Origin of the sequence: Staphylococcus sp. HMSC071G07 (assembly GCF_001811435.1) — a bacterium.
Lineage (GTDB): Bacteria > Bacillota > Bacilli > Staphylococcales > Staphylococcaceae > Staphylococcus > Staphylococcus pettenkoferi.
This window is the reverse complement of sequence record NZ_KV804756.1, coordinates 30636-50532: the sequence shown is the minus strand read 5'-3', so window position 1 is coordinate 50532 and position 19897 is coordinate 30636. Positions and strand designations below refer to the sequence as shown.

The 19897-nt window shown below is 39.7% G+C and carries 22 protein-coding genes; 15 read left to right on the top strand and 7 right to left on the bottom strand.

Annotated features, from left to right (window positions below):
- The first annotated feature begins 168 nt into the window (after positions 1-168).
- The 4 genes from HMPREF2802_RS02610 to HMPREF2802_RS02595 all read left to right on the top strand — a co-directional run bounded on the left by HMPREF2802_RS02610 (position 169) and on the right by HMPREF2802_RS02595 (position 3661).
- Complete coding sequence (locus HMPREF2802_RS02610) at positions 169-1260, top strand: helix-turn-helix domain-containing protein (RefSeq protein ID WP_070502656.1); 1092 nt, start codon at positions 169-171, stop codon at positions 1258-1260.
- 238 nt (positions 1261-1498) lie between these two features.
- The gene (gene modA, locus HMPREF2802_RS02605; protein WP_070502655.1) at positions 1499-2338 is read left to right on the top strand and encodes a molybdate ABC transporter substrate-binding protein; all 840 of its coding nucleotides are present in this window, start codon (positions 1499-1501) and stop codon (positions 2336-2338) included.
- A gap of 12 nt (positions 2339-2350) precedes the next feature.
- Positions 2351-3022, top strand: a complete 672-nt coding sequence (gene modB, locus HMPREF2802_RS02600) for a molybdate ABC transporter permease subunit (protein WP_070502654.1) — start codon at positions 2351-2353, stop codon at positions 3020-3022.
- Positions 3023-3661 (top strand): ATP-binding cassette domain-containing protein, encoded by a 639-nt coding sequence (locus HMPREF2802_RS02595; RefSeq protein ID WP_070502653.1) that lies wholly within the window; start codon positions 3023-3025, stop codon positions 3659-3661.
- 78 nt (positions 3662-3739) lie between these two features.
- Here the strand turns inward: HMPREF2802_RS02595 and HMPREF2802_RS02590 are convergent, their stop codons facing one another.
- Complete coding sequence (locus tag HMPREF2802_RS02590) at positions 3740-4303, bottom strand: choline uptake/conversion transcriptional regulator CudC (protein ID WP_070502652.1); 564 nt, start codon at positions 4301-4303, stop codon at positions 3740-3742.
- A 209-nt stretch (positions 4304-4512) separates the two neighbouring features.
- Here HMPREF2802_RS02590 and HMPREF2802_RS02585 point away from each other — a divergent pair, with 209 nt between their 5' ends.
- Both HMPREF2802_RS02585 and HMPREF2802_RS02580 read left to right on the top strand, forming a co-directional pair.
- Complete coding sequence (locus tag HMPREF2802_RS02585) at positions 4513-5514, top strand: ThiF family adenylyltransferase (RefSeq protein WP_070502651.1); 1002 nt, start codon at positions 4513-4515, stop codon at positions 5512-5514.
- Between the two features lie 22 nt (positions 5515-5536).
- The gene (locus HMPREF2802_RS02580; RefSeq protein WP_002471298.1) at positions 5537-6052 is read left to right on the top strand and encodes a MogA/MoaB family molybdenum cofactor biosynthesis protein; all 516 of its coding nucleotides are present in this window, start codon (positions 5537-5539) and stop codon (positions 6050-6052) included.
- A gap of 65 nt (positions 6053-6117) precedes the next feature.
- Here HMPREF2802_RS02580 and moaC read toward each other — a convergent pair whose 3' ends face one another.
- Positions 6118-6621, bottom strand: a complete 504-nt coding sequence (gene moaC, locus HMPREF2802_RS02575) for a cyclic pyranopterin monophosphate synthase MoaC (protein ID WP_256277920.1) — start codon at positions 6619-6621, stop codon at positions 6118-6120.
- 46 nt (positions 6622-6667) lie between these two features.
- Here moaC and glp point away from each other — a divergent pair, with 46 nt between their 5' ends.
- From glp to moaA, 6 genes are read left to right on the top strand one after another with little or no spacing between them, the layout of a single operon-like run.
- Positions 6668-7927, top strand: coding sequence for a molybdopterin molybdotransferase MoeA (glp, locus tag HMPREF2802_RS02570; RefSeq protein ID WP_070502649.1), 1260 nt, complete (start codon positions 6668-6670; stop codon positions 7925-7927).
- Complete coding sequence (gene mobB / locus HMPREF2802_RS02565) at positions 7924-8394, top strand: molybdopterin-guanine dinucleotide biosynthesis protein B (RefSeq protein WP_070502648.1); 471 nt, start codon at positions 7924-7926, stop codon at positions 8392-8394. Before glp ends, mobB begins: the two co-directional genes overlap by 4 nt.
- A complete protein-coding gene (locus HMPREF2802_RS02560; RefSeq protein WP_049407632.1) occupies positions 8395-8844 on the top strand; it encodes a molybdenum cofactor biosynthesis protein MoaE in 450 nt (149 codons plus the stop codon). It begins immediately after the preceding gene.
- The gene (gene moaD / locus HMPREF2802_RS02555) at positions 8844-9077 is read left to right on the top strand and encodes a molybdopterin converting factor subunit 1 (RefSeq protein ID WP_002471294.1); all 234 of its coding nucleotides are present in this window, start codon (positions 8844-8846) and stop codon (positions 9075-9077) included. Before HMPREF2802_RS02560 ends, moaD begins: the two co-directional genes overlap by 1 nt.
- 3 nt (positions 9078-9080) lie before the next feature.
- Entirely contained in the window at positions 9081-9683 is a 603-nt protein-coding gene (mobA, locus tag HMPREF2802_RS02550; protein WP_070502647.1) for a molybdenum cofactor guanylyltransferase MobA, read from the top strand.
- A gap of 17 nt (positions 9684-9700) precedes the next feature.
- Positions 9701-10723, top strand: coding sequence for a GTP 3',8-cyclase MoaA (moaA, locus tag HMPREF2802_RS02545; RefSeq protein WP_002471338.1), 1023 nt, complete (start codon positions 9701-9703; stop codon positions 10721-10723).
- Between the two features lie 320 nt (positions 10724-11043).
- Here the strand turns inward: moaA and HMPREF2802_RS02540 are convergent, their stop codons facing one another.
- Both HMPREF2802_RS02540 and HMPREF2802_RS02535 read right to left on the bottom strand, forming a co-directional pair.
- A complete protein-coding gene (locus HMPREF2802_RS02540; RefSeq protein ID WP_002471262.1) occupies positions 11044-12258 on the bottom strand; it encodes an MFS transporter in 1215 nt (404 codons plus the stop codon).
- Positions 12259-12696, bottom strand: a complete 438-nt coding sequence (locus HMPREF2802_RS02535; RefSeq protein WP_070502646.1) for a MarR family winged helix-turn-helix transcriptional regulator — start codon at positions 12694-12696, stop codon at positions 12259-12261. It lies immediately after the preceding gene.
- Positions 12697-12909: 213 nt separating this feature from the next.
- On the opposite strand from HMPREF2802_RS02535, the gene HMPREF2802_RS02530 reads away from it, so the two are divergent.
- On the top strand, positions 12910-13662 hold the full coding sequence (locus HMPREF2802_RS02530; RefSeq protein WP_070502645.1) for a VOC family protein: 753 nt from the start codon (positions 12910-12912) through the stop codon (positions 13660-13662).
- Between the two features lie 3 nt (positions 13663-13665).
- Here the strand turns inward: HMPREF2802_RS02530 and HMPREF2802_RS02525 are convergent, their stop codons facing one another.
- Positions 13666-13917, bottom strand: coding sequence for a hypothetical protein (locus HMPREF2802_RS02525; RefSeq protein WP_070502644.1), 252 nt, complete (start codon positions 13915-13917; stop codon positions 13666-13668).
- Between the two features lie 125 nt (positions 13918-14042).
- Between HMPREF2802_RS02525 and HMPREF2802_RS02520 the strand changes: the two genes are divergently transcribed.
- Both HMPREF2802_RS02520 and HMPREF2802_RS02515 read left to right on the top strand, forming a co-directional pair.
- Complete coding sequence (locus tag HMPREF2802_RS02520) at positions 14043-15296, top strand: lipid II:glycine glycyltransferase FemX (protein WP_070502643.1); 1254 nt, start codon at positions 14043-14045, stop codon at positions 15294-15296.
- Between the two features lie 416 nt (positions 15297-15712).
- Positions 15713-18808 (top strand): efflux RND transporter permease subunit, encoded by a 3096-nt coding sequence (locus HMPREF2802_RS02515; protein WP_070502642.1) that lies wholly within the window; start codon positions 15713-15715, stop codon positions 18806-18808.
- Positions 18809-19262: 454 nt separating this feature from the next.
- Here HMPREF2802_RS02515 and mspA read toward each other — a convergent pair whose 3' ends face one another.
- Positions 19263-19580, bottom strand: a complete 318-nt coding sequence (gene mspA, locus HMPREF2802_RS02510; protein ID WP_002471288.1) for a membrane stabilizing protein MspA — start codon at positions 19578-19580, stop codon at positions 19263-19265.
- 52 nt (positions 19581-19632) lie between these two features.
- Positions 19633-19803 (bottom strand): SE1832 family protein, encoded by a 171-nt coding sequence (locus HMPREF2802_RS12095; RefSeq protein ID WP_002471302.1) that lies wholly within the window; start codon positions 19801-19803, stop codon positions 19633-19635.
- Positions 19804-19897 lie beyond the last annotated feature (94 nt).

Genomic DNA, 19897 nt, shown 5'->3' with positions numbered 1-19897 from the left:
GCGGTTGGAGACTGTGCGTGGGGAGCTTGTTTTATGTTAAAGAGGGCATGTTGAAAAATGAAATTAAGAGATGTTTCTTGTTCGGAAACTTTGTTTCTTAAAGTTGCTAAATAAGAACTTCGCTTAACCGTTAGAGTGAGTTAATATGGTGTTTGAGGAGGGTTAGACATGCAACATCTGGCTAAACGAATTAGACAAGAAAGACGGCGACTAGGTTGGAATCAAACACAATTAGCGCATCATTTAAAGACAACGAAAACGACAATTTCAAAGTGGGAAACAGGTCACTTACTGCCCGATATTACACACCTACCTATACTCGCGAGATTGTTTAACACAAGTGTTGATGAGATGCTCAATGTCACATCCAAGTACTCACGTGAGGAAACGCGAGCGATTATTTCTGATTTGATAGATAAATTGAGCCGTAGTAAAGAAGACTTTGTTTCATCGATTGAAGCACACTTTCATACCGCGAGTCACGATTATGACTTTCTCGTTGCGTTATTAGGTGTGATGAGTAGTAATATACAACGTCTTAAGGAAGATAACATACGCGAGAAAGCGATTGCGCTTGCTTTTGAAATTGTGCATATTATTGAAACAAATTGCACGAGTACTTCTCTATTGCGTAAAACGTATGGCTATAAAGTTACGTTTTGGTATGTTAACGGAGACTTCAATCAAATCATTGAGCATCTCTCCGACTATGAAGTGAATTTGGGAGAGAACTTGTTATTAGGGAGTGCCTATTTAGTTCAAGAAAATAATGAGAAGGCCACAAGTGTACTCCAATCGGATATGTATCAGAATTTAAATTTGATGGTACAAGAATTTCTACTACTTGTGACTCAAGAATTACATCATTTATCAGTCGAGGAGTTAGCGCGCAAATATGAACATTTAAATATCGCCTTCAATATCGATAAACTATTTCCATTTTTTGCCATGCCACTATATCATCACTTTGCACAATATTATATAGACACTAACCCGAAAGAAGCGCAACGCTTTTTAAAGTGCTATATCAATTGTTACGAGCAATTAGTTGAACATTTCGTTTTTCGAACGGATTCTTTTTTTGATGCTGTTGAACCTTGGTTCGAGCATTTTCCTGTGGGGCGACAGTTATCTTTAGATTATGAGGAGACGATAGAACATTATATGAATATAATTATTGACTGTCCTCAATTTCAAAGTCTTAAGAACTACGCAGAGATAGTGAGTCAATTAAAGCGGATTTATCGTAAAAGTAAGTAATCAAAGTGATGTTCATGTGTAGTTAATCATGTGGGAAATATGTTAAGTATACTTAATATATTAGTCATATCCCTAATGAATAAGAATAATTTAAAGTCTCTTAACTACTGAAGTAAGGGGATTTGTTAGCGTTTTATAATCCATTATCCTAATATGGTCTATTTTCAGAAAATATTGTGCGATAGTACTTTTATCTTGTGTCAAATAGGTATATAATAGCTTGCGAGGAGGGATATGCATGAAACTTAGATTTCTAGTAGTTTCACTACTTGCGCTATGCCTAGTACTTGCGGGCTGTTCTGGCTCAGGCGATAGCTCAAAAAATTCAAAGAGTTCAAATGACTCACACCAAACATCATCACATAAAGATAAGAAAGATGATAAAGACAAGAAAGACAAAAATGACGAGAATGCATTGCAAATTGCAGCTGCAGCTAGTTTAACTGACGCGTCTAAAGATTTAGAGAAAGAATTTAAGAAAGATCACAAAGACGCAAACATTACATTTAACTACGGTGGTTCAGGTGCCTTAAGACAACAAATTGAAAAAGGTGCACCAACTGACGTTATCATGTCAGCGAACACGAAAGACGTAGATATGTTGAAAGATAAAGATAAAGCGCATGATACATACAATTATGCGAAAAATAAACTTGTCTTAATCGGAGACAAAGATAGTAACTACAAATCAGTTAAAGACCTTAAAAAAGATGACAAATTAGCGGTTGGTGAAGCGAAATCTGTACCAGCTGGTAAATATGCGGAAAAATACTTGAAAGCTAACAACTTATACGACGATGTTAAATCTAACTTAGTGTATGCGAAAGACGTTCGCCAAGTATTAAATTACGTGAAAAAAGGTAATGCGCAACTCGGTTATGTTTACAAAACAGACTTAGCGCAAGACCAAAAAAATGGTGAGAGCAACGTTAAAGAAATTAACGAAGCGAAACTAGACAAACCAATCACTTATGAAGCAGGTGCAACTTCTGATAAGAAACTTGCGAAAGAGTGGATGGACTTCTTAAAATCAGACAAAGCAAAAGAAATCTTGAAAAAATACGAATTTGAAGCTTAGGAGGTTGTAGCAATGCCTGACTTCACACCATTCTGGATTTCGATTAAAGTTGCGTTAATCAGTACAGTTATCGTAACAATTATCGGTGTCCTCGTTTCTAAATGGTTATATGAAAGAAAGGGCATCATTGCTAGAATTCTCGAAAGTATTATTGTACTACCTATTGTGTTACCCCCTACTGTTATGGGTTTCATCTTACTTATCATCTTCTCGCCTCATAGCGTAGTGGGACGATTCTTCTCGAATGTCTTACACATCCCGGTAGTATTCACGATGACAGGTGCAGTAATTGCATCTGTCATTGTTAGTTTTCCGCTTATGTACCAACATACGGTGCAAGGCTTTCGAGGTATAGATAGCAAGATGTTGAACACTGCACGTACGATGGGAGCAAGCGAACGTAAGATATTCTATCGTCTCGTCGTACCGTTATCTAAACGCTCTATTCTCTCTGGGATTATGATGAGTTTCGCGAGAGCGATTGGTGAGTTTGGTGCAACATTAATGGTTGCAGGTTATATCCCTAATAAAACGAATACGTTACCACTCGAAATATATTTCCTCGTTGAACAGGGCAAGGAGAATCAAGCATGGCTATGGGTGCTCGTCTTAGTCGCCTTTGCTGTAGTGGTCATCAGTACCATCAACTTGCTCAATCGCGACCGTTACCGGGAGGTGGAATAGATGCTGAAGATTCAATTACAACACCAACTTGATCGCGCTTTAATCGATATTAATATCGATGATGAAGAACCGAAGATTTATGCGTTAAAAGGGCCGTCAGGAATAGGGAAGACAACTGCGCTTAACTTTATTGCAGGTTTGAAGCATCCTGACAAAGCGAAGATACAAATTAATAACCGCGTGCTCACAGATACTGAGCAAGGTGTGAATGTGAAGATTCAAAAGCGTAATTTAGGTTATCTCTTCCAAGACTATCAATTGTTTCCTAATATGACGGTGCATCGTAACTTGACCTTTATTTCTGATATGAATGATCACATACGTAAGTTGATGAAAGAGTTAAATATTGAACATTTGAAAGATAAATATCCGATGACCTTATCAGGTGGGGAATCTCAACGTGTAGCTTTGGCACGTGCTTTGAGTACGAAACCAGATCTCATATTGTTAGATGAACCCTTTTCTAGTCTAGATGATCAGACGAAAGAAGAGGGCATAGCACTAGTGAAACGTATCTTTCATGAGTGGCATATCCCAATTATCTTCGTGACACATTCCAATTACGAAGCAGAAAGCTTAGCAGATGAAGTGCTAACAATAAGCGAAATGAACGATAAATCAAATATCAAAAGGAATTAATTGATCATTAGAAAACCTACAGATGAACGGTTTGTTCATCTGTAGGTCATCATGATTATCTATTAATTTAAACATCGCTTATTTATCGTGCTCTTCCTCTTCAGGAATAGGGAAGTAGTCGAAGATCTTACCTGAAGTGAGTGCTTCACTTAAGTCGCTTAACCACTCATAATAGCGCTTAGAGTGTTCCATTTGGTCATAGATGATTTGCGCTTGTTCTTTCGTGTCTTCATCGACATCATTTGCTTCGAGAATCGTCTCGATTTCATCTTCAGATTTACGTATCGCTTCCATATTAAGCTTGATTTCACGATTCCATTTCATAGAGAAATAGTTAGCGAAGAAAGTAAAAAAGTCCTTCTCAGCTACAAAGTGTTGTTTGCGACTACCACGTATAAATTGTTGTTTCACAGCATCAAACTCTTGTAGTTTCTTCACACCGGTACTCATACTTGGCTTGCTCATTTGTAACTCAGTACGCATTTCGTCGAGCGTCATGGCTTGTTGACCAAACACCATAGTACCGTAGAGATTACCGACACTACGGTTCATTCCGTAAAGGTCCATCGTCTCACCGATTGAGTTAATGACATGATCTTTCGCATGGGCCAGCTTTTGTTGATAATTTGTAGAACGTGGCATACCTACACCTCCAAATACGATTACTTTCATTGTACCATGAACACGCACGATTATATATCCATTTGTAAAATTAATTAAATTTTTATTGAACAAACCTAACAATATTAACTGAATCATTTTACAATGAGAAAGTTAAGTCAATCCTTTGTGAGTTCACGTTCGAACACCTATAATAAGAACAGTAAGTGATGTAGAAAGGGTAAGGAGTAATGGAGACGCGTTATTCTAGACAAATCTTGTATAAAAATATAGGGAGCGAAGGTCAAGAACAACTGGCTCAATCGCATGTGCTCATCGTAGGTATGGGGGCTTTAGGCACACATGTAGCTGAAGGTTTAACTCGTTCAGGTGTGGGTGAGCTAACGATAGTGGACAGAGACTATATCGAATATAGTAACTTGCAAAGACAAACGCTGTTCACTGAATTGGACGCTCAGTCTGCACTGCCGAAAGTCGTTGCAGCTCAGAAAGCATTAGATGCAATTCGAAGTGATATTCAAATTCACAGTTATATCGCGCATGTAGATCAAATCTTCTTAGATAAGCATGGCAAAGAGGTGGATTTGATTATTGATGCGACAGATAACTTTGAAACGAGACAGCGCTTGAACGACTTTGCTTATCAACAATCCATACCGTGGATTTATGGTGCAGTAGTGCAAAGCACATATACAGAAGCTGCATTTATTCCAGGCCAGACACCATGTTTCAACTGTGTGATGCCGAACCTTCCTTCGATTAGTATGACATGTGACACGGTAGGAGTGATTCAACCCGCTGTGACGATGACGACGAGTTTACAAATTCGTGATGCATTGAAGTTGCTCACAAATAAAGAAGTAGCACCACAATTGACCTTTGGAGATATTTGGGAAGGCAGTCATCATACGATTGGTTTCAGCCGAATGCATCGCGAGAATTGTCAAACGTGTGGTTCCAACCCTACGTACCCTTATCTCAAACAAGCTGAACGTCAATATGCAGTCCTTTGCGGTAGAGATACCGTCCAATATTACAACCAACATATTTCCCAGGAAATGATTGCGCAATTTCTGGGAACCAAAGGTATAAAATATAAACAGAATGATTACATGCTCATGTTTGAGTTTAAAGGTCATCGCATCATTAGTTTTACAGGTGGCCGAATGCTCATACATGGCATGAGAGATCCAAACCAAGCAGCGACACTGATTGGACAGTTGTTTGGTTAATCAACAAAGGGGAGTGATTGATATGACACATCAACATGAACAACTCGAGCGCACGATTGAATGTGCAGTGCTCACAGTTTCAGATACACGTGATTTTGAGACAGACAAGGGCGGTAAACAAGTCCTTGAGGCATTGGGTACGAGTGATGTACGTGTAGTTAAAAAGAATTATCAAATCGTAAAAGATGATATTGAACAAATTCAAGCACAAATTAAAGCATGGGAAGATACGGATATCGATGCCATCATCGTTACAGGAGGTACAGGTATAGCTAAACGTGATGTGACGATTGAAGCGGTTCGACCGTTGTTACACAAAGAAATTGAAGGCTTTGGAGAGCTCTTTAGATACTTGAGTTACACAGAAGATGTAGGTACACGCGCGATGTTATCTCGAGCGTTAGCAGGTACAATTGGTGAACGTGGACACCAACTTATCTTCAGTTTGCCTGGCTCTACTGGAGCAGTGAAATTAGCTATGGACAGACTTATTAAACCTGAATTGAATCATTTCGTATCTGAAGCTACGAAATCTTAGCATGTATAAGTTAAGCCCAGCTCATGAGTGACATCGCTTCATGCAAGCTGGGCTTTCGTTCTATATTATGAATCTGAACGCGTGTAATCTCCACTCTTACCGCCAGATTTAGCTTCAAGATAGGTTTCGCCGATAATCATTCCTTTATCGACGGCTTTCGTCATATCATAAATTGTGAGTGCTGTAACGGAAGCGGCAGTAAGTGCTTCCATTTCAACACCCGTCTTACCTGTCGTCTTAACGGTAGCTTCAATATTTAAGATATATTGATCGTTATCTGTAAGCCAGTTGAAGTGAATGTCGATGCCAGTGAGTGGTAGTGGGTGGCACATCGGGATGATATCTGCTGTATTCTTGGCAACCATGATACCCGCAATTTGTGCGGTGTTGAGTACATTTCCTTTGCTAGCAGTGTTGTTAACGATTTGATGATAAATTTCATGATTCACTGTAATACTTGAGTGTGCAGTTGCTGTGCGTTTCGTCACGTCTTTCTGTGAGACGTCGACCATCTTTGCACGTCCTTGGTCATTAAGATGTGTAAAATCAGACGTGTTATACCTCCTTATGCGAGTTTAGTATATCACGAATTGAAAAGAGAAGGAGCTGATTCAAATGTCAGTAGAAAAAAGAACACCGATTCCAGTAAGTGAAGCGATTCACCGTGTCGTTCAACAAGATATCACGATGCCGACACGCCAAGTGAAATTAGCAGATAGTACGGGGTACATTTTAGCAGAAGATATCGTAGCCACATATGAAATTCCACGCTTCGATAAATCTCCGTATGATGGTTATGCATTGCGAGCACAAGATACAGAAGGCGCGAGTGGGGATAACCGCCTTGAATTTAAAGTTATCGATCACATCGGTGCGGGTTCAGTATCTTCGAAAGTCGTTGGAGAACGAGAAGCTGTACGTATCATGACAGGGGCGCAAGTTCCTGAAGGTGCGGACGCTATCGTTATGCTGGAACAAACAGTGGAAAGCGAAGGAAGTTTCACAATTCGTAAGCCATTCCAAGCAGGAGACAATATCGCGCGAAAAGGTGAAGAAACCCAAATCGGTGACGTAGTGCTCGAACGTGGTCAACGTATTAATCCAGGTGCGATTGCAGTGCTTGCTACGTATGGCTATAGTGAAGTGCCTGTCTATGAGAAGCCAAGCGTTGGTGTGATAGCGACAGGTAGTGAATTGCTTAATGTAGATGACGAACTTGAAGAAGGCAAGATTCGTAACTCTAATGGACCAATGATTGCCTCACTGAGTCAGCAACTTGGTTTGGAAGTTGAGACGTATCAAATTCAAGAGGATGATCTCGAAAGTAGTATTGAAGCGGTGAAAGGTGCGATGAAACAGCACAATATTATCATTACGACAGGGGGCGTATCTGTCGGTGATTTCGATTACCTACCAGAAATTTATAAAGCGATTGACGCAGAGGTCTTATTTAATAAAATTGCCATGCGTCCAGGAAGTGTAACGACAGTCGCTGTGGCGAACGGTCAATATCTCTTCGGACTTTCAGGTAATCCGTCTGCATGCTTCACTGGTTTCCAACTTTACGTCAAACCTGCTGTGAATAAGATGATGGGTGCGAAAGCGTATTATCCTCAAGTGATTCAAGCAACATTGATGGAAGACTTTGGCAAACCGAATCCATTTACCCGCTTTATCCGAGCAGAAGCAACACTTGATGGTCAACAGATGACAGTCACTCCTGCTGGTTTCAATAAATCAGGTGCGGTCGTATCCATCGCGCATAGCAACGCGATGATTGTGTTGCCGAAAGGTACGAGAGGTTTCAAGAAAGGCTATACTGTCAACGTGATTTTAACTGAATCTCACGCTTATGAAGAGGACCTTAGTTTATGATTCTTCAAGTCGTTGGTTATAAAAATTCTGGAAAAACGACTTTGATGCAACATATCGTGAAACAAGCTAAGTCACTAGGACTAGCTGTCGCAACGGTTAAACATCATGGTCACCAAGGAGAAGATATAGCACTTCAAGAAGCGAATGTAGATCACATGAAACATTTTCGTGCAGGGGCAGATCAAAGTATCGTACAAGGTAACGATTATCAACAAACAGTTACGCGCAGTACGAAACAAAATCTTTCAGAAATCATCAATCAATCTGTTACAATAAATTGTCAACTCATCCTAGTCGAAGGATTTAAACAAGCAGCGTATCCAAAGATTATCGTCGCACGTGAAGCGGCAGATATGGAAGAATTGAGTCAATTAACAGAAGTGAAATATCAACTCAATTGGGATACAGATCCAGAATTACAACACTTTGACCAATGGTTATTAAAGGAATTAGAGGGATTGAAGTAAATGAAACAATATGAAGTGGTGACTGAGCCTATCCAAACAGAACAATATCGCGATTTCGTAGTGACACCACACCAAGGTGCAGTAGTGGTCTTTACAGGTCATGTCCGCGAGTGGACGAAAGGTGTGAAGACGGAGTATTTAGAGTACGAGGCTTACGTTCCGATGGCAGAGAAGAAACTCGCGCAAGTTGGGAAAGAAATCGAAGAACGTTGGCCAGGAACGATTACAGCCATCGTTCATCGTATAGGTCCATTACAAATCTCAGACATTGCAGTATTAATCAGTGTTTCTTCGCCACATCGTAAAGATGCGTATGCGGCAAATGAATATGCAATCGATCGCATCAAAGAAGTTGTACCGATTTGGAAGAAAGAAATTTGGGAAGACGGTGCAGAATGGCAAGGGCACCAACGTGGTTATCATGACGACGCGACGAGGGGTGATCAATAATGAGAATCTTATACTTTGCTGAAATTAAAGAAATATTAAATATGGATCATGAAGATATCGATTTAAGTTATGACTTAACGGTTAGTGATTTTAAAAAGGATTTAAGTGACCGTCATCCTGAAATTCAAGATAAAGCCTTTCAAATTGCGGTAAATGAAGAATTTGTACGAGATGATGACGTTGTACAACCAAATGATACAGTGGCACTGATACCACCAGTAAGTGGAGGTTGATGTATGCGAGCAGTCATTCTAGCAGGAGGCCATTCAGAGCGTTTCGGTTCGCCTAAAGCCTTTGCGAAGATTAATGGAGACACATTTTACCAAAGGCTCATACAAACGTTGAAGAAGACGGAATGCTTTGATGATATCCTCATCAGTACGAACGCACAGTTAGCTCATGAGTTTGAGGCGGAACATGTGGTGACAGATATAGACGCGCACAAAGATAAAGGGCCGTTAGCCGGTATCTACTCAGCGTTTCAGTATGGTTCACAGCCTGACGCGTTGTTTGTTGTGTCTGTCGATACGCCTATGGTGACGGTTGAAGCGATTCAACATCTTTACGAGTCATTTGAACAGCATGTTAAAAATGATGGCGTTGACATAGTCGGATATCAGGATGATAAGTACGCGATTCCTACACTGGCGTTCTATCATTCTAGTGTGCAGCCGCAGTTGCAAGAGGTATTGGAATCAGACGATTTCAGTATGAAACATCTATACAAACAGGTTTCAACGGCATGGATGGATGTTGAAGAGATACCTCAACCACCATATTGGTTTTGGAATATTAATTATCAACAAGATTTGGAACAGTTACGAGAAGCATTAGATTAAGAAGAGGAGGGAGACGCATGGTAGCACAAATCACAGATAAGTTAGGCAGACCGATACGAGATTTGAGATTATCAGTAACGGATCGGTGTAATTTCCGTTGTGATTACTGCATGCCAAAAGAAATATTTGGTGATGACTATGTCTTTCTACCTAAGAATGAGCTTCTCACGTTTGAAGAGATGGAACGAATCACACGGATTTATACTAAGTTAGGTGTGAAGAAAGTCCGCATTACAGGCGGTGAGCCTTTACTCAGACGGAATCTGTATCAACTGATTGAGCGGTTAAATCATATTGATGGAATTGAAGATATTGGTTTAACGACCAATGGCTTATTATTGAAAAAACATGGACAAAAACTGTATGACGCTGGTTTACGTCGAATTAACGTCAGCTTAGATGCGATCGAAGATGAAGTCTTTCAAGCGATTAATAATCGTAACATTAAAGCATCTACCATATTGCAACAAATTGACTATGCAGTAAGTATTGGTTTCCATGTAAAAGTCAATGTGGTCATTCAAAAAGGTGTGAACGATGATCAAATCTTGCCTATGGTGCAATATTTTAAAGATAAAGATATAGAGATCCGCTTTATTGAGTTTATGGACGTCGGCAATGATAACGGCTGGGACTTTAGTAAAGTGGTTTCGAAAGATGAAATGTTGCAGATGATTGAGTCTGAATTTGATATCTCACCTGTCCCACCGAAGTATTATGGCGAAGTAGCGAAATACTACCGTCACAATGATAATGGAGCGAAATTCGGTTTGATTACGAGTGTCTCAGAATCTTTCTGTTCAACTTGTACGCGTGCTCGCTTGTCTTCTGACGGTAAATTCTATGGCTGTCTCTTTAGTGAAGTCGATGGTTTTAACGTGAAAGCATTGATGCGTAATGGTGCTACTGATCAAGAGTTGGAGGATCAGTTTAAAGCGTTGTGGCATATTCGTGATAATCGTTATTCTGATGAGCGAACAGAACAGACTGTTGCGAACCGTAAACGTAAGAAGATTAATATGAATTATATAGGTGGATAGGGAGCAGAACAGAAATCTATGATTTCGTTGTTCTGCCTCAGCGAGGCTGACTAGAGTTCATACAAGCGAAAGCCTTTATGAATTCAGACAGCTACCGCGTAGTTGATTAAATTATGATATATGAATAAGATAAAAAGTGGTTATACCTTTGTTTTAGTTGAACGACTTTCGTTTGCCTAGGGGGCTACATTCAACGAAACTGGAACCTTAATGGAGTTTACTTATAGTATAAATTAAAGAACCCGCGAATGATTACGAGAAGAAAGATTATATCTCAATCATTCGCGGGTTGTTTTTATTATTTTAACTAAATCGAAAGCTTATTCGACCTCATATTGTTTAGCTTTACGTCCATGTAAGAGGAAATAAAGCACAGTAGTGAATAATGCGACGATAGCCATAAGACCGTATAGTTGTGCATAGGACATAACGTTGATTAAGAAACCAAGCAAGTAAGGTCCAATACCTAAACCAAGGTCCAAGCCGATAAAGTAAGTGGATGTCGCTACACCGTATTTCTCAGGTGGTGACACTTTGATCGCTACAGCTTGCATAATAGAAGAAATAGTTCCGTAACCGGCACCTAAGAGAAGTCCAGCTACTACGAGTAACCAACTGCTTGAAGTAAAGTACAGACATACATACGTTAAGATCAAGCAGATGAATGACGGGTAAGCCACGACATTCTCGTTATATTCGTCCATCATACGACCAGCGAGAGGACGAGTAACAAGAGATGAAATTGCGTAGAAGATAAAGAAGTAACTTGAAATCGTTACAAGATTAATTTCCTGCGCGTAATCTTTGATGAAAGATAAAATAGATGAGTAAGTCAAACCTGAAAGTACCATTAAAATCGCCACTGGCACTGCTTCTTTCGCAATAAAGTGACTTAAGCTAAAGCCTTTCTTGGCTGGTTGTTTGTCCTCTTTGTCTTCTTCTTTAGATGTTGTATCGAATTCAACTTTAATAAAGAATGAAGTGACGAAACTTACGATACCACATGCAAGACAAAGACCAAACAAGACTTCAATTGGATAAAGATTAGATAAGAAGAGTCCACAGAATGGTCCGACAGCAGTTCCGATAACTAAACTGAGTGAGAACATGCTGATACCTTCACTTTTACGCTCAGGCGGAGTCACGTAAGCAGCGATTGTACCTGTCGCTGTAGTAGTCACACCTGTAGCGATACCGTTGATAAGACGGGTGAACATAAGGAAAGTGAGTGAACCTTCAATAAAGTAACAGAGTTGCGTAATGAGCAAGAATCCTAGACCGATTAAGAGTGTCTTCTTCGGCCCCAATTGATTGACGTATTTACCTGTAGCGAATCGGCCGATAAGTGAACCGATGATAAAGAGTCCTGTTACCAGTCCAGCGATACTCGTTGACGCATGATAAACATCAACTGTATAGCTTGCGACGATAACGATGAGTAAATACATGCTGAGATAGACTAAGAAGTTAGTTAAGAAGTTGATGTTGAAACTCTTAGTCCAAATAGGTGTCTTAAGTTGATCGGTTGGTTGCAATTAAGATTCCTCCTCTATTGAATGTATTTGTTCGTATATCGTAGTTAACGTGCGCATCGTCGTTTCGATATCTTCTGTCGGTAAATTTGTTTCTTTAATGAGACGTTCTTGTATTTGAGCAATTTCGCCATAAATTTCATCAAAGAGTGCCTGACCTTTGTCAGAAAGTGTCAGCCATTTTTGACGACGATCGGTACCTGGCGTAACTTCCAATAAGGATTTCTCTGCTAATACCTTAAGGATCTTACGCGCAGTTGGCTTTTCAATTGCTCTACGCTGAGAAATCTGAACGAGCGTTGTCGGCGCATGCAATGCAATATCTTTCAGGACGAGCCATTGACCGTTATAAAGTTCATGCTTTTCAAAGATAGGGCGACAGAATTTAACATACGGACGATAGATTGACGTGATGCTATTAAATAAGTCTGAATTGTTCATAACGCACTCCTTATATTTTTAAAATGGTTAGCTTTGCTAACTAAAATCGACTTATATAGTATACGACGTAAAAAGAGGAATTTCAATAGGCTAGCAGTAATTTTTTTAATACAACACCATCTAGAAAGCAATATAGAGCGGTTTCTGTTATGCTAGATGACAAGTTAGCGTACAATAAAGTTAAGAGAGCAGGAAATAGGATGGAGGGGTAGGATGACTTTAAAGTTAGATCACATGATCCACTATGTGCAACGTCTGAAAAACTTTAATTTCCCTGGAGATGTATTGAAGATTCACTCAGGGGGTAAACATGAACGACTAGGTACACACAATCGCTTGGTTTACTTATCAAATGCTTATATTGAGTTGTTAGATATTTATAAAATTGAACAGTTACAAAAAATCGTTAAATCAGAAGAAGGTCGTGTGTCTTTCCCGTCTAAAATTGTACAAGATGGGTTTAGACAAGGCTTTAAAACACTCGCATTTGAAACGGATGACATCGAGAAAGAAAAGCAACGCTTGGAAGCGAATGGCGTTGAGGTGATAGGTCCTATCAAGATGGACAGAGAGAATAAGAAAGGTGATAAGAAGACTTGGCGGTTATTGTATATTGCTGACAATGATTACTTGGTTAAACCGCCGTTCTTTATTCAGTGGGATCAAGATGCGGATAAGCGAGCAGAACAACTCGCGCCGTTAAGACAGGATCATTTTACTATCGAATCTATAAATATTGAAAGTACGGATCGAGCTGTGACGGTGGCACGTTGGCAGAAATGGTACCAGATGGAGGTCTCAGAAGATAACGAAGACTTCACTGAATTGAAGATAGGTGACGATGAGGTCGTCTATCGTATCTTTGATGGAGAGCGTTCGTCATACAAATCCATAGTGATACGTGATGAAGAGACGACTTCACCGTATTCCTTTATTATACGTGGAGCAGAGTATCGCTTCGTCTAGTCGTCAATAGATATAGGTATAAGCTGTGTGAGCGATGATCCCTGTATGAACTAATGTGATAATAAGAATGATGACGCTCAACCAAGTCGTCAAACGCGTTGTGCGAATAAGGAGAAAGACGATGGTCATGACGAGTGAGAATACGACGAGCATGACTTTTAAACTAAAGTTATTAATCGTTAATGGATGCGTGAAGGCTTGCACGACAAAGATCATATTGATGATGGCTAAGATAGAAAGTATGATGATTCGCATAATTTACTCCTCTGTCTAACATGTTATATTTAGAATAACAAATCACAACCTCGTACGTGAAAGCGCAGGCTTTTTTAAGTATAATAATAGTTACTGGTTCAGATACAAAGGAGACATTTAAATTGATGGAAAGAATGAATATCACAAATCAAGAACATGATGCGTTCGTGAAATCTCATCCCAATGGCGACTTACTGCAGCTCACACAATGGGGTGAGACGAAGAAATTAACAGGTTGGTATTCGAAACGTATCGCTGTAGGTGAGAATGGAGAAGTTAAAGGGGTAGGTCAGCTATTGTTTAAAAAGATACCTAAACTGCCCTACACGTTATGTTACGTTTCGCGTGGTTTCGTAACAGACTATACGAATAAATCAGCTCTACAAGCGCTCCGTGATGAAGCGATTAAAGTTGCGAAACGTGAGAAAGCGTATGCGATTAAGATTGACCCAGATGTAGAAGTCAATAACGGCATTGAAGCTTTACGTCATCTGAGAGCACTTGGCTTTAAACATAAAGGCTTTAAAGAAGGATTATCTAAAGACTATATTCAACCGCGAATGACGATGATTACGCCAATTGACAAGTCTGACAAAGAGCTTATCCAAAGCTTTGAAGGTCGTAACCGTTCTAAAGTGCGTACGTCATTGAAACGCGGCACGAAAGTAGAACGTGCGAGTCGCGACGGCTTAAAGACGTTCGCTGAATTGATGAAGATTACGGGTGAACGTGATGGTTTCCTTACACGTGATGTCAGTTATTTCGAGAATATCTATGATGCCTTACACCCAGATGGCGATGCAGAACTGTTCCTCGTTAAACTCGAACCTAAACCTGTACTACAAGAGTTAGGTGAGGAATTAGAGAAACTTCGTCAAGAGCGCGAGAAGTTACAGAATAAGAAACAAGACAAGAAGACGCAGAATAAATTGAACGACAATCAGAACAAGACTGCGAAGACAGAAGACTTGTATAAGGATATGCAAGAGCTAGAGGTGCAACATCCTGAAGGTGTTTACCTTTCTGGTGCGCTACTCATGTTCTGTGGTGAGAAATCTTACTATCTTTACGGTGCTTCTTCCAACGACTATCGCGATTTCTTGCCGAATCATCACATGCAATTCGCAATGATGCAATATGCACGTGAACATGGTGCAACAACATATGATTTCGGCGGTACAGACAACAATCCTGATAAAGATTCAGATCATTATGGCCTGTGGGCGTTTAAAAAGGTTTGGGGTACGTACTTAAGCGAGAAGATTGGTGAATTTGACTACGTCTTAAATAAACCACTATATCTTGCAATTGAGAACCTTAAACCGAAACTCACAAACGCGAAGATTAAATTATCACGTAAATTAAAACGTAAGAAATAATTGCGGTTGATAATAGGGTGTAGCTTTACGCAATAGTTGTCTGAGTTCGAGATGATTATCGCTTTCTTGAACTCTAGCTCTTCATACACGGGGAAACGCTACGTTTTCGAAACTTCTCCCAAGCGAGAGTCATAACATTGAAAAATGATTCTTTAGATATTAAATCCATTTTCAAACATTAAATTCACTCATAACTACACACTTTACTGAGCTAGCCAAGAGATCGACTTAGCCATCTCTTAGCTAGCTCTTTTTAATATGTTAGAAAAGCCAAGCTATAACCACTTTTACACAAAAGGAGCCCTTAACAAAAATAAATATGAACACGCGTATGCAATTGTATAACCGCTATACTCTTTAACGCGGAGTTGTGGTAAATTTAAAGTAATACATAGAAGTTGGAGGTTACATAACGGATGATCAAGAAATTACTGCAGTTCTCATTAGGAAACAAATTTGCAATCTTCCTAATGGTGTTGCTCGTCATATTAGGCGGCGTGTACGCTAGTGTGAAGATGAAACTAGAGCTGATTCCAGACGTTGAACAACCGATGATCACAGTTCAAACGACGGAACCAGGTGCAACGCCAGAGACGATTAAGACAGATATCAGTGATAAGATTGATGAACAAGTGAGGTCAATGTCGAAAGTATCTAACGTCAGTGCACAGTCAACAGCCAATGCCTCAATGGTTACGGTAGAATATGAGAATGGCACTGATATGGACAAGGCAGAGAATGATCTCAAGAAAGAAATAGATAAGATTAAATTTAAAGACGAGGTCAAAGAACCTGAGCTCGTCCGTAACAACATGGATACATTCCCGGTTGTAGCTTACTCTTTTACAAATAAAGATAACGATCTCAACGATGTGACTAAGAAAGTGAAAGAGAATTTGATTCCGAAGTTACAGACTGTGAGTGGTGTTCAGAACGCGCAAACGAATGGTCAAACTCAACGCGAAGTTGCGATTAAATTTAAAAACAAAGCACTTCAAGAGAAAGGGCTCGATGCACAAAGCGTTCAAGACTATATCAAAGATTCGTCCGATGAAACACCTCTTGGACTCTTCCAGTTTGATAAGAAAGAGAAGTCCATCGTAATCGACGGGCAGTTCCGTTCAGTCGATGATCTCAAGCAATTGAAGATTCCTTTAGATGTAGGACAAAGTTCTGACGAGCAAAGCTCTAGCGCTTCTAAGAAGAGTGAGACTTCTACTGTGCCGTTGTCTGAAATAGCGGATGTCAAAGAGGGCGACGTGCGTGATTCCATTTCTCGAACGAATGGTAAAGATGCAGTGAACGTTCAAGTAACGAAAGCACAAGATGCGAATACTGTACAAGTCGCATCTGATGTCAGAGCGAAGATTGAACAATTTACGAAAGATAATCCTGGCTTGAAAGCAACGAAAGTCATGGACACAGCGAAACCGATTCAAGATTCTATCTATACGATGGTTGAAAAGGCTGCGATAGGTACAATTGTCGCGATTATCGTTATTCTCTTATTCTTGAGAAATATTCGTACGACAGCCATCTCTATCGTGTCTATTCCGATGTCCTTGTTAATAGCACTTGTAGCGATGAAACTATGCAATATCTCGCTTAACATCCTTACGCTTGGTGCTTTAACTGTTGCAATTGGTCGTGTGATAGATGACTCCATCGTGGTCGTCGAGAATATTTATCGACGGTTGACGAAACCAGATGAGGAAGCACGAGGAGAGCATCTGATAATTGATGCGACACGACAAGTGTTTAAACCGATTATGTCGTCAACATTTGTGACGATTGTCGTGTTCTTACCTTTAGCCTTTGTGACGGGTTCAGTTGGAGAGATGTTCCGACCGTTCGCGATTGCGATCGCGTTCAGTTTATTGGCGTCACTGCTCGTATCAATTACGATTGTGCCAGCTTTAGGTGCGACTTTATTTAAAAAAGGTGTGCGTAAGCAAGCATTTGAATCTTCCCTAGGCTCAGTAAGTAAAGGTTATCGTCGAGTGCTTTCTTGGTCTCTCAGCCATAAATGGATTGTGATTATTGTAAGTACACTTGTATTAGTATTAACAATTGCATTCGGTGGCACACGGATTGGAACGAGCTTTATTTCTACAGGCGAAGATAAATACCTTGCTTTAACTTATACTCCTGAACCCGGTGAAACCGAAGAGGGTGTGCTTGATCATGCAGAACAAGTTCAGAAATACTTAAATAACAAAGATAAAGTGAAGACGGTACAGTACTCAGTAGGAGGAGCAACACCAACTGATCCGACGGGAAGTACCAACAGCTTAGCGATCATGGTTGAGTACGATAAGAATACCCCTCACTTTGATGAAGAACCTGATAAAGTGTTGAAACACATCGAGCATTTTAAACAACCAGGTACGTGGAAGAACCAAGATTTGGGAACTGGCGGCGACAACAACAGTTTAGAGGTTAAAGTTAAAGGTGAATCTTTAGATAAAATTAAAGCGACGTCAGCTAAAGTTGAGAAATTGATGAAACAACAGAAATCGCTCGCTAATGTGAAATCAGACTTATCTCAAACGTACGAACAGTATCAGGTGAAGGTCGATCACAACAAAGCAGCTGATAACGGCATCAAAGCGAAACAACTTGCGCTCGCACTGAACGAGAATGCGCCAGAAGAGACGCTAACAACTGTTAAAGATGGTGGCAAGTCTATCAATGTCAAAGTCAAACAAGACAAAGAAACACATTGGACTAAAGAGAAACTTGAGAACATCAGTCTTCCTACACCTACAGGTAAAGTCGTGAAATTGAGTGATATTGCGACGTTAGAAAAAGGTAAGACACCAAATAAACTTGAAACAGAGTCAGGCGATTACATGACTTCTGTGACTGGTAAGATAACGAATAAAGACGTGGGTGGCGTATCGAATGATATCATTCAGAAAGTTAATAAGATTGATAAGCCGAAAGATGTCAGCATAGACGTTGGTGGGTCAACGGATGATATTACAGATGCGATTACGCAACTTTCTATTGCAATGATTGCAGCAATTATCATCGTTTATCTTGTGCTCGTCCTCACATTTAAAGGGGCACTTGCACCGTTTACGATTCTCTTCTCATTACCATATACGATTATCGGTGTGATTATCGCGTTACTCATTACAGGTGAGACATTCTCAGTATCCACGATGATTGGTATGTTGATGCTGATTGGTATTGTTGTTACTAATGCGATTGTGTTAATCGATCGTGTAGTGAACAATCAACAACGAGGTATGACGACAGAAGAAGCGTTATTAGAAGCGGGTGGCACACGTATTCGTCCAATCTTAATGACTGCTTTAGCCACAATCGGAGCGTTAGTACCACTATTATTCGGTCAAGACAGTTCCGTATTGATTTCTAAAGGCTTAGCAGCTGCAGTCGTTGGTGGACTCATTTCATCTACACTATTAACTTTAATAGTAGTACCAGTTATTTATGAAATTCTGTTCACATTAAAAGACAAGATAGTGAAACCTCGTGATAAATAAGTGATTGTGGTCACGAACTAGTTGAAGAACAATTTCATATGACAAATCATTACCGCTCATTGCTCGGAGTAGTGTGTGACGCCAGCGGTTATTATCAACAGCCGTGGTGACGTTGAGCACCCACTGTCCGAGTGGTGGACGGTTTTTTAAAAGGAGTGATAGATTGAAGTTGAATTTGAGGTTTTAAAAAAAGAGGACTAAAAAAGCTCCTTGCTAGAACGAATTGTGAGTGATTGACTAAAAATTACCCACAATCTCGAAGCTAACAAGAAGCTAATGAGATAATATATTAAGATTTATTGTAAAAATATATGGTAGCTAATGGGTTTCTTAGTGATTTATCTATTTTATCTGTGTTTTAACATTGAAAATTAATAAGTTTCAATGTTGTCCCAGGCTCTTGTTGAATGTGATTTCACTAAGCACGAGTGAGTCCAATTGCTGTCACTCATTTTTAATACATTACAATCGTTAAGATCAAGTAAATCACGAAAAGGATGACAGTGAGAGTGTTGAGTAAACGCACACCCTTTTTATCGTGTTTACTATGTTTGAAACCAGTGATTTCCACATTCGCCACTAGTAAGAATAAGACGACGAAGACCCACCAGTTGGCCGCTGGGAATGAAACCGTCGTGAGCGCAACGACAAATAGTAATAATAAAGCCATAATAATGCGCAATATTGTAGTGAAGATGGTCTTCATCTTAAAGATGCTAATGTAAGCAACGATTAAATATAAAATAGGTAATAGAATCAAGTAAAGTTGCATGGGGTGATATCCTTTCTTAAGTGATGCAAACGTTAGAATCGACGTTTGAAGATTATTGTTCTTCTCTCATCTTAGCACGTACATCTGAAATTTGTTGCTCAATGTCCTCTAACTGTTTGATGAGTGGATCTGTTTCAAGTCCGACAGATTCACGTTTATCTAAATCGTTCTGCAAACGAACGTAATCGTATTTCAATTCTTCTAATTGTGAATTTAAATCCATAAAGATACTCCTTTACTCAGTGATAATTAAATCATTCTCATATAACTTGTAACGCTAATTGCTAATCATTTGAGACTAAGCATTTCTCCATGAT